13 protein-coding genes are annotated in these 13,514 nt (G+C 64.9%); 9 read left to right on the forward strand and 4 right to left on the reverse strand.

The annotated features are described in order from the left end of the window. Positions 1-924 carry a DUF808 domain-containing protein gene (locus BLS75_RS20385; protein WP_072451662.1) on the reverse strand — a complete coding sequence of 308 codons (924 nt, stop codon included), beginning with the start codon at positions 922-924 and terminating at the stop codon, positions 1-3. Between the two features lie 169 nt (positions 925-1,093). Between BLS75_RS20385 and BLS75_RS20390 the strand changes: the two genes are divergently transcribed. Beyond that, positions 1,094-1,702, forward strand: a complete 609-nt coding sequence (locus BLS75_RS20390; RefSeq protein ID WP_011060037.1) for a TetR/AcrR family transcriptional regulator — start codon at positions 1,094-1,096, stop codon at positions 1,700-1,702. 131 nt (positions 1,703-1,833) lie between these two features. Here the strand turns inward: BLS75_RS20390 and BLS75_RS20395 are convergent, their stop codons facing one another. Continuing rightward, positions 1,834-2,274: a GlcG/HbpS family heme-binding protein gene (locus BLS75_RS20395; RefSeq protein ID WP_011060036.1), complete on the reverse strand. Its 441-nt coding sequence runs from the start codon at positions 2,272-2,274 to the stop codon at positions 1,834-1,836. Between the two features lie 268 nt (positions 2,275-2,542). On the opposite strand from BLS75_RS20395, the gene gcl reads away from it, so the two are divergent. The 8 genes from gcl to BLS75_RS20435 all read left to right on the forward strand — a co-directional run bounded on the left by gcl (position 2,543) and on the right by BLS75_RS20435 (position 12,016). Beyond that, positions 2,543-4,318 carry a glyoxylate carboligase gene (gene gcl / locus BLS75_RS20400; protein ID WP_015634658.1) on the forward strand — a complete coding sequence of 592 codons (1,776 nt, stop codon included), beginning with the start codon at positions 2,543-2,545 and terminating at the stop codon, positions 4,316-4,318. A gap of 117 nt (positions 4,319-4,435) precedes the next feature. Next, positions 4,436-5,218, forward strand: a complete 783-nt coding sequence (gene hyi, locus BLS75_RS20405; protein ID WP_011060034.1) for a hydroxypyruvate isomerase — start codon at positions 4,436-4,438, stop codon at positions 5,216-5,218. 105 nt (positions 5,219-5,323) lie between these two features. Then, on the forward strand, positions 5,324-6,217 hold the full coding sequence (locus BLS75_RS20410; RefSeq protein ID WP_011060033.1) for a 2-hydroxy-3-oxopropionate reductase: 894 nt from the start codon (positions 5,324-5,326) through the stop codon (positions 6,215-6,217). Between the two features lie 152 nt (positions 6,218-6,369). Then, entirely contained in the window at positions 6,370-7,650 is a 1,281-nt protein-coding gene (locus tag BLS75_RS20415; protein WP_011060032.1) for a glycerate kinase type-2 family protein, read from the forward strand. Beyond that, positions 7,640-9,055, forward strand: coding sequence for a pyruvate kinase (gene pyk, locus BLS75_RS20420; protein ID WP_015634657.1), 1,416 nt, complete (start codon positions 7,640-7,642; stop codon positions 9,053-9,055). Before BLS75_RS20415 ends, pyk begins: the two co-directional genes overlap by 11 nt. Before the next feature lie 102 nt (positions 9,056-9,157). After that, complete coding sequence (locus BLS75_RS20425) at positions 9,158-10,078, forward strand: urea transporter (protein WP_015634656.1); 921 nt, start codon at positions 9,158-9,160, stop codon at positions 10,076-10,078. 21 nt (positions 10,079-10,099) lie between these two features. After that, the gene (locus tag BLS75_RS20430) at positions 10,100-10,924 is read left to right on the forward strand and encodes an ion transporter (RefSeq protein WP_011060029.1); all 825 of its coding nucleotides are present in this window, start codon (positions 10,100-10,102) and stop codon (positions 10,922-10,924) included. Positions 10,925-11,014: 90 nt separating this feature from the next. Then, on the forward strand, positions 11,015-12,016 hold the full coding sequence (locus BLS75_RS20435; protein ID WP_011060028.1) for a sulfate ABC transporter substrate-binding protein: 1,002 nt from the start codon (positions 11,015-11,017) through the stop codon (positions 12,014-12,016). Positions 12,017-12,081: 65 nt separating this feature from the next. Here BLS75_RS20435 and BLS75_RS20440 read toward each other — a convergent pair whose 3' ends face one another. Both BLS75_RS20440 and BLS75_RS20445 read right to left on the reverse strand, forming a co-directional pair. Beyond that, positions 12,082-12,531: a RidA family protein gene (locus BLS75_RS20440; RefSeq protein WP_072451663.1), complete on the reverse strand. Its 450-nt coding sequence runs from the start codon at positions 12,529-12,531 to the stop codon at positions 12,082-12,084. A 134-nt stretch (positions 12,532-12,665) separates the two neighbouring features. After that, the gene (locus BLS75_RS20445; protein WP_072451664.1) at positions 12,666-13,295 is read right to left on the reverse strand and encodes a hypothetical protein; all 630 of its coding nucleotides are present in this window, start codon (positions 13,293-13,295) and stop codon (positions 12,666-12,668) included. Positions 13,296-13,514: the final 219 nt, after the last annotated feature.

Genomic DNA, 13,514 nt, shown 5'->3' on the forward strand with positions numbered 1-13,514 from the left:
TCAGCCGCGCAGTGCGCGCCAGGCCTTGCCCGCCAGGGTGACCGCCAGCAGCACCACGGCACCGGCAATGATCCCGGCCACGGCATTGAGCAGGGTCGGCATCAACGCCGATACCGGGCCTATGACCCCGGCGCTGCGCTCGGCCAGCCCTTCGATCAGGTGGTGCACGACGGGCACACCGTGGGTCAGGATGCCGCCGCCGACCATGAACATCGCCGCCGTACCGATCACCGACAGGCTCTTCATCATCAGCGGCGCTGCCCGCAGGATCGCCCCACCGATGCGTTTGGCCAGGGCGGCGGGCTTGTGCACCAGCCACAGCCCCAGGTCATCGAGCTTGACGATGCCGGCCACCAGGCCGTAGACGCCGACGGTCATGACAATGGCGATACCCGAGAGCACCACCACCTGCTGGGTCAGGGAGGCCCCGGCCACGGTGCCCAGGGTGATGGCGATGATTTCCGCGGAAAGGATGAAATCGGTGCGCACCGCCCCCTTGATCTTGTCCCTCTCGAAAGCCACCAGATCCACCTGGGGGTCGGCCAGGGCTTGCAGGGTCTGGGTATGTTCGGCCGCCACTTCGGCGTGGTGCAGGTATTTGTGCGCCAGCTTCTCGAAGCCCTCGAAACACAGGTAGGCGCCACCCAGCATCAGCAGCGGGGTCACCAGCCACGGCGCCAGGGCGCTGATGGCCAGCGCCGCCGGCACCAGGATCAGCTTGTTGCGAAACGACCCCTTGGCCACCGCCCAGACCACCGGGATTTCCCGCTCGGCGCGGACCCCGGAGACCTGCTGGGCATTGAGCGCGAGGTCGTCGCCCAGCACACCGGCGGTCTTCTTCGCCGCCATCTTGGTCATCAAGGCCACGTCATCGAGTACCGCGGCGATGTCATCGATCAATACCAGCAAACTGCTTCCGGCCATGAACCTGGCTTCCCTGCATGGAAATAAGGCGCGCAGCATAGCGTGCCGCTGGCAGCACAAGCGAGATGCCAGAAGCAGGAAAATGGCGGCCGCCGGGCATTCTTGAGCCTCGCGCGACGCCGGTGCTACCATGCGCAACCGCCCGAACAGGCAAGGAATCCCCTGGTTTATGAGCACCATCCGCGAGCGCAATAAAGAACTGATCCTGCGGGCCGCCAGTGAAGAGTTTGCCGACAAGGGCTTTGCGGCGACCAAGACCAGCGACATCGCCGCCAAGGCCGGGTTGCCCAAACCCAACGTCTACTACTACTTCAAGTCCAAGGAAAACCTCTATCGCGAGGTGCTGGAAAGCATCATCGAACCCATCCTCCAGGCCTCCACCCCGTTCAATGCCGATGGCGTGCCCAGCGAAGTGCTCAGCGGCTACATCCGCTCGAAGATCCGCATCTCCCGCGACCTGCCGTTCGCTTCCAAGGTCTTTGCCAGCGAGATCATGCATGGCGCGCCGCACCTGAGCCCGGAGCAGGTGGAACAGCTCAACGCCCAGGCCAAGCACAACATCGAGTGCATCCAGACCTGGATCGATCGCGGCCTGATCGCCCCGCTCGACCCCAACCACCTGATGTTCAGCATCTGGGCCGCGACCCAGACCTACGCCGACTTCGACTGGCAGATCTCGGTGGTCACCGGCAAGACCAAGCTCGACGAAGACGACTACGAAGCTGCGGCGCAGACTATCATCCGTCTGGTGCTCAAGGGCTGTGAACTGGATCGCTGATAGCGTTTCGATACTTTCCGGTTTGTTTCCCGGCCCGCAAGGGCGCAATAGTTTCAATCAAGATCCTGCGCGGCTTTTCGCAGCCTCGCGGGCTCGGCAGTGGCTACAGGCCGGGCCCGCGAGGTCGAGGGCTATGCGCTGACGCCAGCGTCCGCCGCCAGGCCCTGGGCTTCGATCGCGCTGATGGCGCACTGCTCATCGATGTCCGAGGTATCGCCACTGATGCCGATCGCCCCAATCACTGCCCCCGCCTGATCCCGAATCAACACCCCGCCCGGCGCAGGCACCACGCTGCCCTGCCCCAGACCGTTCAATGCGCCGATGAAGGCCGGACGCTGCTGCGCGTCCAGGGCCAGCAGGCGCGAGCCCTTGCCCAGGGCCACCGCCCCCCAGGCCTTGCCGATGGCGATCTGCGGGCGCAGCAGGCTGGCGCCGTCCTCCCGTTGCAGGGTCACCAGGTGCCCGCCGGCATCCAGCACCGCAATGGTCAGCGGCGCCGCATTGATCTTGCGCCCCGCGTTGATGGCCTGGTTGGCCAGGTTGACTGCGACTTTCAAGGTTAAAGCGCTCATGGGTGCCGTCCTTATCTTGTTATTGAGAAAGCCTGGGGAAGCTTCTTGTAGGAGAAGTCCGATACAACAAATAGAACACAATGAATTTATTTTTTGTATACAATAATTCGCGAAAGGCAGCCCCTGCGACAAAAGGACGCCGGTTTATCGGGGCTTTGATGAAAGCCGCTGCCGCTCAAGAAAATGGATTGACCTGCGCCATCCGCCGTGAATACACTTTGCGCAAAACCACTTGTATACAATTACAAAACGCAAGAGGCACAAAACCATGAGCAAAATGAGAGCAATCGAAGCCGCCGTTCTGGTGATGCGCCGTGAAGGGGTCGATACCGCTTTTGGCATCCCGGGTGCCGCCATCAACCCGCTGTATTCCGCGCTGCAGAAGGTCGGTGGCATCGATCACGTGCTCGCTCGCCACGTCGAAGGCGCCTCGCACATGGCCGAGGGCTACACCCGCACCAAGGCCGGTAACATCGGCGTGTGCATCGGTACTTCGGGACCCGCCGGCACCGACATGGTCACCGGCCTGTACAGCGCCTCGGCCGACTCCATCCCGATCCTCTGCATCACCGGTCAGGCCCCCCGCGCCCGCCTGCACAAGGAAGACTTCCAGGCCGTGGACATCACCAGCATCGTCAAGCCGGTGACCAAATGGGCCACCACCGTGCTGGAACCGGGCCAGGTGCCCTACGCCTTCCAGAAAGCCTTTTATGAAATGCGCTCCGGCCGTCCCGGCCCGGTGCTGATCGACCTGCCGTTCGACGTGCAGATGGCGGAAATCGAATTCGACATCGACGCCTACCAGCCCCTGCCCCTGGCCAAGCCGGCGGCGACCCGCCTGCAGGCGGAAAAGGTTCTGGCCCTGCTGGACCAGGCCGAACGTCCATTGCTGGTGGCCGGTGGCGGCGTGATCAACGCCGACGCCAGCGAGTTGCTGGTGGAGTTCGCCGAACTGACCGGCATTCCGGTGATCCCGACCCTGATGGGCTGGGGCACCATCCCTGACGATCACCCACAGATGGTGGGCATGGTCGGCCTGCAGACCTCCCATCGCTACGGCAATGCCACCCTGCTCAAGTCCGACACCGTGCTGGGCATCGGCAACCGCTGGGCCAACCGCCACACCGGTTCGGTGGACGTCTACACCGAAGGCCGCAAGTTCATCCACGTGGACATCGAACCGACCCAGATCGGCCGCGTCTTCACCCCGGACCTGGGCATCGTTTCCGATGCTGGCAGCGCCCTGACCGTATTGCTGGAAGTGGCCCGCGAATGGCAGACCGCCGGCAAGCTCAAGGATCGCAGCGCCTGGCTGCATGACTGCCAGCAGCGCAAGGCCAGCCTGCACCGCAAGACCCACTTCGACAACGTGCCGGTCAAGCCGCAGCGCGTGTACGAAGAAATGAACCAGGTATTCGGCAAGGACACCTGCTACGTCAGCACCATCGGCCTGTCGCAGATTGCCGGCGCGCAGTTCCTCCACGTCTACAAGCCACGCCACTGGATCAACTGCGGCCAGGCCGGCCCGCTGGGCTGGACCATCCCCGCTGCCCTGGGCGTGGTCAAGGCCGACCCGAACCGCCAGGTGGTGGCGCTGTCCGGCGACTACGACTTCCAGTTCATGATCGAAGAACTGGCGGTGGGCGCGCAGTTCAACCTGCCGTACATCCACGTGGTGGTGAACAACTCCTACCTGGGGCTGATCCGCCAGGCCCAGCGCGGTTTCGACATGGACTACTGCGTACAGCTGTCCTTCGACAACCTCAACGCGCCGGAACTCAACGGCTATGGCGTAGACCACGTGGCCGTTGCCGAAGGCCTGGGTTGCAAGGCCCTGCGGGTGTTCGAACCCAAGGACATCCAGCCGGCCCTGCGCCAGGCCCAGGAAATGCTCCAGACCTTCAAGGTACCGGTGGTGGTGGAAATCATCCTGGAGCGCGTGACCAACATTTCCATGGGCACCGAAATCAACGCGGTCAACGAGTTCGAAGACCTGGCGCTGGTGGGCAACGACGCCCCTACCGCGATTTCCCTGCTCGACTGATACCCCTGGCCGCTGGCACCGGCCGGGCCCCGCGCGCCACCTCCCGCCAGAGGTGGCGCCAGGACCGCCCGCCCCCTGGCGCCAGCCCCAGGCTTGACCGAACCACAGGAGACCACCATGCCGCGCTTTGCTGCCAACCTGTCCATGCTGTTCACCGAACAGGACTTCCTCGCCCGCTTCAAGGCGGCCGCCGATGCCGGCTTCAGCGGCGTCGAATATCTGTTCCCGTACGAATTCAGCTCTGCCGAAATCAAGGCGCAGCTTGACGCCCACGGCCTGAGCCAGGTGCTGTTCAACCTGCCGGCCGGCGACTGGGCCAAGGGTGAACGCGGTATCGCCTGCCTGCCCGACCGGGTCGAGGAGTTCCGCGCCGGGGTCGACCTGGCCATTGCCTACGCCCAGGTCCTGGGCAATACCCAGATCAACTGCCTGGCAGGCATCCGCCCACAGGGCGCCGATGAAGCCCTGGTGGAAAAGACCTTGGTCGCCAACCTCAAGTACGCCGCCGACAAGCTCCAGGCCGTGGGCATCAAGCTGGTGATGGAAGCCATCAACACCCGCGACATTCCCGGCTTCTACCTCAACAATACCGCCCAGGCGCTGTCGATTCGCGAGCAGGTGGGCAGCGACAACCTGTACCTGCAGTACGACATCTACCACATGCAGATCATGGAGGGAGACCTGGCGCGGACCATGGCCAACCACCTGGGCCAAATCAACCACATCCAGCTGGCGGACAACCCCGGGCGCAACGAGCCGGGCACCGGCGAGATCAACTACCGCTTCCTCTTCGAGCACCTGGACCGCATCGGCTACCAGGGCTGGGTCGGTTGCGAGTACAAGCCGCTGACCACCACTGAAGCCGGCCTTGGCTGGCTGAAAACCCACAACGCAATCTGAACCTGTACCTGCGTAGGAGCCGGCTTGCCGGCGAAGAGGCCCGCAAGACCGCCTTCGCTGGCCAGCCAGCGCCCACAAGGTCCCGTTGAATAGAGGATTTTTATCATGGCTAAAATCGGATTTATCGGCACCGGCATCATGGGCCACCCAATGGCCGCCAACCTGCAGAAGGCCGGTCACAGCCTGCTGCTCTCGGAACACCACGGCAAGGCTCCGGCCGACCTGATCGCCGCCGGCGCCATCGCCCTGGCCTCGCCCCGGGACGTCGCCCAGGAAGCCGAGTTCGTCATCATCATGGTCCCCGATACCCCCCAGGTCGAAGACGTGCTGCTGCGCGCCGACGGCGTGGCCGCCGGAATCGGCAAGGGCAAGATCGTCATCGACATGAGCTCGATCTCGCCCACCGCTACCAAGGCCTTCGCCGCCAAGATCAACGAAACCGGCGCCCAGTACCTGGACGCCCCGGTGTCCGGCGGTGAAGTCGGGGCCAAGGCCGCCACCCTGAGCATCATGGTCGGTGGCGACAGCCAGGCCTTCGAACGTGCCCTGCCGCTGTTCCAGAGCATGGGCAAGAACATCACCCTGGTGGGTGGCAACGGTGACGGCCAGACTGCCAAGGTGGCCAACCAGATCATCGTCGCCCTGAACATCCAGGCCGTGGCCGAAGCCCTGCTGTTCGCCTCGAAGAACGGCGCCGACCCGGCCAAGGTGCGTGAAGCACTGATGGGTGGCTTCGCTTCCTCGAAGATCCTCGAAGTGCACGGCGAGCGGATGATCAAGGGCACCTTCGACCCGGGCTTCCGCATCAACCTGCACCAGAAGGACCTGAACCTGGCCCTGAGCGGTGCCCGCGAGCTGGGCATCAACCTGCCCAACACCGCCAACACCCAGCAAGTGTTCAGCACCTGCACCGCCATCGGTGGCGCCAACTGGGACCACTCGGCCCTGATCAAGGGCCTGGAACACATGGCCAACTTCTCGATCCGCGAGAAGAAATAAGCAGCATCCGTAGCCGCCCCGCAGGCTGCGCCAAGGTTCGCAGGAAACGCCTCACGGCGGGCCAGGGACAGGCCCTGCTGACCTTGCCGCCACCTGAGGTGGCGGCTACACCCGTTTCAAGCCCCCCATAACAAGAAATCCGGGAGCCCGCCATGTCGGTCGATCCGCAAAAATTCCTCCGTGAGCTGTTCGCCACAGCCATCGACGCCGCCCACCCGCAACAGGTTCTGCAAGCCCATCTCCCCAGCGACCGCAGCGGCCGCGTCATCGTCATCGGCGCCGGCAAGGCCGCCGCGGCCATGGCCCAGGTGGTCGAGCGCAGCTGGCAGGGCGAAGTCTCCGGGCTGGTGGTCACCCGCTACGGCCACGGCGCCCCCTGCACCAAGATCGAAGTGGTCGAAGCCGCCCACCCGGTGCCCGACGCCGCCGGCCTGGCCGTGGCCAAGCGCGTGCTGGAACTGGTCAGCAACCTGTCGGAACAGGATCGGGTGATCTTCCTGCTGTCCGGTGGCGGTTCGGCGCTGCTGGCCCTGCCAGCCGCCGGCATCACCCTGGCGGACAAGCAGGCCATCAACAAGGCCCTGCTCAAATCCGGCGCCACCATCGGCGAGATGAACTGCGTGCGCAAGCACCTCTCGGCGATCAAGGGTGGACGCCTGGCCAAGGCCTGCTGGCCGGCCACGGTCTACACCTATGCGATTTCCGATGTACCCGGCGACCTGGCCACGGTCATCGCCTCCGGCCCCACCGTGGCCGACCCCAGCACCTCGGCCGAGGCCCTGGCGATTCTCAAGCGCTATGGCATCGACGTACCGGCCGCGGTCCGCAGCTGGCTGCAGAGCCCAGAGTCGGAAACCGTCAAGCCCGGTGACCCGTGCCTGGCGCGCAGCCACTTCCAACTGATCGCCCGGCCCCAACAGTCCCTTGAGGCGGCGGCCGTGAAGGCTCGCCAGGCCGGCTTCAGCCCACTGATCCTCGGCGACCTGGAGGGAGAATCCCGGGAGGTGGCCAAGGTCCACGCCGGCATCGCCCGCCAGGTCGCCCTGCACGGCCAGCCCCTGGCGGCGCCCTGCGTGATCCTCTCCGGCGGTGAAACCACCGTCACCGTGCGCGGCAATGGCCGTGGCGGGCGCAACGCGGAGTTCCTCCTGAGCCTCACCGACAGCCTCAAGGGCTACCCGGGCATCTATGCCCTGGCCGGCGACACTGACGGCATCGACGGTTCCGAGGACAATGCCGGGGCCATCATGACCCCGGACAGCTACGCCCGCGCCGCGGCCCTGGGCCTGAGCGCCAGCGACGAGCTGGACAACAACAACGGCTATGGCTACTTCGCGGCGCTGGGGGACCTGATCGTCACCGAGCCGACCCGCACCAACGTCAACGACTTCCGCGCCATCCTGATTCTCGAGAACCCCAAACATGACGCCTGACAAGAAGGTCAAAATCCTCGCCACCCTGGGCCCGGCCATCGACGGCATCGAGGACATCCGTGAGCTGGTGCAAGCCGGGGTGAACATCTTCCGGCTCAATTTCAGCCACGGCGCCCATGCCGACCACGCCCAGCGCTACGAGTGGATCCGCCAGGTAGAGCGCGAACTGAACTACCCCCTCGGCATCCTCATGGACCTGCAAGGGCCGAAGCTGCGGGTCGGCACCTTCGCCGAGGGCAAGGTGCAACTGGTGCGCGGCCAGGCCCTGCGCCTGGACCTCGACGCGACCCCGGGCAACGCCCAGCGGGTCAGCCTGCCGCACCCGGAGATCATCGCCGCCCTGGAGCCGGGCATGGACCTGCTGCTGGACGACGGCAAGCTGCGCCTGCGGGTGATCGCCAAGCACGCCGATGCCATCGAGACCACCGTGCTCAATGGCGGTGAGCTGTCGGACCGCAAGGGCGTCAACGTGCCCCAGGCGGTACTCGACCTCAGCCCGCTGACGGCCAAGGACCGTCGCGACCTGAGCTTCGGCCTGGAACTGGGGGTGGACTGGGTGGCCCTGTCCTTCGTGCAGCGCCCGGAAGACATCCGTGAAGCCCGTGCGCTGATCGGCGACAAGGCTTACCTGATGGCCAAGATCGAGAAGCCTTCGGCCGTCACCCAACTGCGGGAAATCGCCGAGCTGAGCGATGCGATCATGGTGGCCAGGGGCGACCTGGGGGTGGAAGTACCGGCAGAAAGCGTGCCGCAGATCCAGAAAAACATCATCAGCACCTGCCGCCAGTTGGGCAAGCCGGTGGTGGTGGCCACCCAAATGCTCGAATCCATGCGTTTCTCCCCTGCGCCGACCCGGGCCGAGGTCACCGACGTCGCCAACGCTGTGGCCGAGGGTGCGGACGCCGTGATGCTGTCGGCGGAAACCGCTTCCGGCGAATACCCGCTGGAGGCCGTGCAGATGATGAGCAAGATCATCCGCCAGGTGGAAACCGGCCCGGACTACCAGACCCAACTGGACGTCAGCCGGCCCCAGGCCGAGGCCACGGTCTCGGACGCCATCAGCTGCGCGATCCGCCGGGTGTGCAGCATCCTGCCGGTGGCGGTGCTGGTGAACTACAGCGAATCCGGCAGTTCGACCCTGCGCGCCGCCCGCGAGCGGCCTTCGGTGCCGATCCTCAACCTGACGCCGAACCTTGCCACTGCTCGCCGCCTGACAGTGGCCTGGGGCGTGCACTCGGTGGTCAACGACCGGCTGCGCCAGGTCGACGAGGTGTGTGCCACGGCCCTGGAAATCGCCCAGGCCCAGGGCCTGGCCAAGCGCGGCGACACCGTGGTGATCACCACCGGTGTGCCGTTCGGCCAGCCGGGCACCACCAATTCGTTGCGTGTCGAAACCCTTCTCTGACCCGCAGCCCATGGCGCCGCTGACCGGCCAGAGCCTCCCGCAGAGGAGGCCTGGGCGGGCAAGCGCAACCCTCGCCCAGGGGCCGCCCCACTGATTTGCATCATGCCTTCACAGTCTTTCAATGCCTTCTGCCCCGACTGGGCCACTGCCCTGCTTAACGGCTTCAGTCAGATCTTTCTCCAGCGCCATCCGCTGTGCGGCCTGCTGTGCCTGCTGGCGATCCTGGTCAGTGCCCCGGCACTGCTCGGCGCTGCCCTGCTGGGAGCCCTGGCCGGGCTGCTGACCGCGCAACGCCGGGGGTACGCCAAGGCCGACCGCCAGGCCGGACTGTTCAGCTACAACGGCGTACTGCTGGGCCTGCTGCTGGGCCTGTACCTGCCCTGGTCGGTATTGCTGCCGCCGCTGATCATCGCCGCCGGTGGCCTCAGCGCGATCATTACCCAGCAATGGCTCAAACGTGCCCGCAATCCCGCCAGCCTGCCGGCCTACACCGCGCCCTTCGTCGGCCTCGGCTGGCTGCTGCTGAGCCTGATCGAGCCGCTGCCCGCGGCCACCCAGGGCGTGCCCGGGCTGTCCTTGGCGAACCTGCTGGGTGGGCTGTTCCAGGGCCTGGGGCAGATCATGTTCCTCGGCCAGCCCCTGGCCGGCCTGCTGATTCTGCTCGGCCTGCTGCTGGCCAGCCGCCGCGCGGCAGCCTGGGCCCTGTTCGGCTCCGCCTGCGGCCTGCTCTTTGCCCTGCTGCAGCAAGAGCATGCCCAGGCCCTGCAGGGCCTGGGCGGCTACAACTGCGCCCTGGTCGCCCTGGCCCTGGGCCAGCAGGCCCGGCACCCCTGGCGGCCGCTACTGGGGATGCTGCTGGCACTGCTGATCAGCCCGGGGCTGGTCGCCCTGGGTCTTGCGCCCCTGACCGCACCCTTTGTCCTGGCCTGCTGGCTGGTGCACACCGTCGACCGGGTGCTGGGCCGCAACGTGCGGGGCGACGCGCCTTGCGCTCCCCCGGCAAATCCCCCTAGGCTTCGCTGACTTTCGATTCAGGCGATTTCCATGGGCAACAGCGACAACTGGCGGCAGCGCCTCTACGTAATGATCTTCCAGACCGATACGGTGGCGGGGAGGCGCTTTGACAGCACCCTGCTGCTGATCATCCTCGCCAGCCTGGTGATCGTGATTCTCGACAGCATCGATGAGGTGCACAGCAACTACGCCGACGTCCTGGCCTACATCGAATGGGGCTTCACCCTGATCTTCGCCATCGAGTACGGACTGCGCCTGTATTGCTCCCCCAAACCCCTGCGCTACGCCTTCAGTTTCTATGGCCTGGTGGACCTGCTGGCGATCGTCCCCGGCATCCTCGCCCTGTACTACAGCGACGCCCAGTACCTGTTGATCATTCGTATCATCCGCATGCTGCGGATCTTCCGCGTGCTCAAGCTGTCGCCCTACCTGAAACAGGCTCACTACCTGCTCGATGCCCTGCGCGGCAGCAAGCAGAAGATCCTGGTGTTCCTGCTCAGCGTCTGCACCCTGGTCACGGTGTTCGGCACCCTGATGTACGTGGTGGAAGGCCCGGAGCATGGCTTTACCAGTATCCCCAAGGGCATCTACTGGGCCATCGTTACCCTGACCACCGTGGGCTATGGCGATATCGTGCCCAAGACCGTGATCGGCCAGATGATTTCGTCCATGGTGATGATCACCGGTTACTCGATCATTGCCGTGCCCACCGGGATCTTCACCGCGGAACTGGCCAGCGCCATGCGCGGCGAGCAGCTCAAGCACGACTGCCCGGTGTGCCGCAAGAACACCCACGAACCCGCCGCGGCCTTCTGTTCCCGCTGCGGCAATGCGCTATTCAGGAAACTGGAATAAGCAAAGTACTTTTTAATCTTTAAAGAGATATAGCGCCCCGGCTATAGTCGGCGGCAAATTGCCTTCACTCTCGAACAAAAGGAATGTGCAGTGAAAAAACTCTTCAGCGCCTCGCTACTGGCCGCCGGCCTGGCCCTGGGCAGCGTAGCCCAGGCCGCACCGACCCTGCTCAACGTTTCCTACGACGTGATGCGCGACTTCTACAAGGACTACAACGCCGCCTTCCAGAAACACTGGAAAGCCGAGCACAACGAGAACATCACCCTGCAGATGTCCTTCGGCGGCTCCAGCAAACAGGCGCGCTCGGTAATCGACGGCCTGCCGGCGGATGTCATCACCATGAACATGGCCACCGACATCAACGCCCTGGCGGACAACGGCAAGCTGGTGCCGGACAACTGGGTGACCCGCCTGCCGAACAACAGCGCGCCGTTCACCTCGGCCACCGTGTTCATCGTGCGCAAGGGCAACCCCAAGGCCCTGAAGGACTGGCCGGACCTGCTCAAGGACGGCGTGCAGGTGATAGTGCCCAACCCCAAGACCTCGGGTAACGGCCGCTACACCTACCTCTCGGCCTGGGGCTATGTGCTCAAGAACGGCGGCGATGAGAACAAGGCCAAGGACTTCGTCGGCAAGCTGTTCAAGCAGGCGCCGGTGCTCGACACCGGTGGCCGCGCCGCCACCACCACCTTCATGACCAACCAGATCGGCGACGTGCTGGTGACCTTCGAGAACGAAGCGGAGATGATCGCTCGCGAATTCGGTCGCGACCAGTTCGAGGTGATCTACCCGAGCGTGTCCGCCGAAGCCGAGCCGCCGGTATCGGTGGTGGACAAGGTGGTAGAGAAGAAAGGCACCCGCGCCGCCGCCGAGGAGTACCTCAAGTACCTGTGGTCGCCGGAAGGCCAGGAAATCGCCGCCAACAACTACCTGCGCCCACGGGATCCGAAAGTGCTGGCCAAGTACACCGATCGCTTCCCGAAAGTCGACTTCCTCTCGGTGGAGAAGACCTTCGGCGACTGGCGCAGCGTGCAGAAGACCCACTTCAACGACGGCGGGATCTTCGACCAGATCTACACCAACGCCAAGTGACCCCTCGCGGGTGAATGAAAAAAGCGACCTCCGGGGTCGCTTTTTTTATGCCCCTGGCATGGCGCTCAGAGGGCTCGCGCCGGAGTGAACAGCGCCGCTTCGGCGGCCTGATGGCACTCCTCCAGCACCGCCTCCGCCTCGACTTCGATCAGCCACTCTGGCAGCGACAGCCCGCTGACGATGATCCACGAAGACGCCGGCGGCTGGCTGGCAAAGCGTTCGAGCAAGACTGCGCTGATGTGCTCCTGCTGGTTGCGGGCCGCTTCGGCGATGTAGATCCGCAGCATCACCACATCCGCCAGCCGGCCACCCGCCTCGGCCAGGACCCGGGCGATATTGTCGAAGGCCTGCTCGGTCTGCTCGCGCAGGCCCGGGCCCACGGTGCGCTCCTGCTCATCCACACCCACCTGGCCGGAAAGCAGCAGGCGCCGCCCACCGCGCACCTCCACCGCCTGGCTGAAACCGTATTGCAGGGAATTGAACACACTGGCTGGGTTGAACGTCGACTTTTCCATAAGGCACTCCCGGCGCATTGAACGACCGGAGACCGTAAACCAAGCCTTTGCCGACTTCCACTGCAACCCGCGCGCAGCAACATTTGGCAATGCAAGCCCCCACCCGCCTAGTGGCAACCCCGTGCAGCAGCGGCCTACATCGGCGGCGCGACCCCATCCTTGCCGGCGGAGATCGACTGCGCGGTGAGTTTGCCGTCATCGCTCTGGGTAACGAACATCACCACCTTGACCCCGACCTTGAGCAGGCTGCGGTCGCCGGGAGTCAGGTTGACGATGGGCACATCGTCCGGCACCAGGATCTTCTGCTGGCCGCCCTTGTAGTTGACGGTCAGGGTGCGGCCGTTGCTCACCACCAGGTCGCCGACGCTGCCGTTGGTCATGCTGCTGCCCTTGGCCAGGTCGAAAGGCCGGTGGCCATCACCCGTACCGGCCAACTGCGGTGCAAACACATGCACTTCCAGCGCCTTGAGGGTGCCGTCGGCCATGGGCATGGCCGCCGAGCCGATGTAGCTGCCGGGCTTGATGTCCTCGATATTGGCCAGGGTCACGGCACGCACCTGGGTCTGGGGCGTCAGCTCGACGCTGACATTCTCCCCACTGCTGACGTGCACCCGCACCACGTCGCCGCCGACCCCGGTGATCTCCCCACGTACGCCAATGCGCATGCCCGGCGCATCCTGGGCCAGGGCCGCGGTGCTGCCCAGCAGGAACGCCAGGGCCAGGCATTGAAGGTTGCACAACAAACCAGGCAAAGACCGATTCATGGAACGGATTCCTCAAGGCAATGGGTGCACAGAGCCCGCCAGTCGACTGCAAGGCCCCGGGGAAGCATGAGCATGCTATCGAACAGGATGTAAGTAAATGTATCATCGCCCCTCGACAGCGACACGCCCCGGTACTCAACGGGCCTTCATCATTCGATCGCTGACCTTTGCCACCCGGCCCGCTCCATCGCTTTGCCACGGGGTCTTGCCGACCTCGCT

Source organism: Pseudomonas sp. NFPP12, from assembly GCF_900103205.1.
GTDB classification, from domain to species: Bacteria; Pseudomonadota; Gammaproteobacteria; order Pseudomonadales; family Pseudomonadaceae; genus Aquipseudomonas; species Aquipseudomonas protegens.

Coding starts and splice junctions, on each gene's coding strand:
- BLS75_RS20425 (WP_015634656.1), top strand. CDS start 9,158: ATGCCTTCACAGTCTTTCAATGCCTTCTGCCCCGACTGGGCCACTGCC.
- pyk (WP_015634657.1), top strand. CDS start 7,640: ATGACGCCTGACAAGAAGGTCAAAATCCTCGCCACCCTGGGCCCGGCC.
- gcl (WP_015634658.1), top strand. CDS start 2,543: ATGAGCAAAATGAGAGCAATCGAAGCCGCCGTTCTGGTGATGCGCCGT.
- hyi (WP_011060034.1), top strand. CDS start 4,436: ATGCCGCGCTTTGCTGCCAACCTGTCCATGCTGTTCACCGAACAGGAC.
- BLS75_RS20440 (WP_072451663.1), bottom strand. CDS start 12,531: ATGGAAAAGTCGACGTTCAACCCAGCCAGTGTGTTCAATTCCCTGCAA.
- BLS75_RS20385 (WP_072451662.1), bottom strand. CDS start 924: ATGGCCGGAAGCAGTTTGCTGGTATTGATCGATGACATCGCCGCGGTA.
- BLS75_RS20445 (WP_072451664.1), bottom strand. CDS start 13,295: ATGAATCGGTCTTTGCCTGGTTTGTTGTGCAACCTTCAATGCCTGGCC.
- BLS75_RS20415 (WP_011060032.1), top strand. CDS start 6,370: ATGTCGGTCGATCCGCAAAAATTCCTCCGTGAGCTGTTCGCCACAGCC.
- BLS75_RS20395 (WP_011060036.1), bottom strand. CDS start 2,274: ATGAGCGCTTTAACCTTGAAAGTCGCAGTCAACCTGGCCAACCAGGCC.
- BLS75_RS20430 (WP_011060029.1), top strand. CDS start 10,100: ATGGGCAACAGCGACAACTGGCGGCAGCGCCTCTACGTAATGATCTTC.
- BLS75_RS20410 (WP_011060033.1), top strand. CDS start 5,324: ATGGCTAAAATCGGATTTATCGGCACCGGCATCATGGGCCACCCAATG.
- BLS75_RS20390 (WP_011060037.1), top strand. CDS start 1,094: ATGAGCACCATCCGCGAGCGCAATAAAGAACTGATCCTGCGGGCCGCC.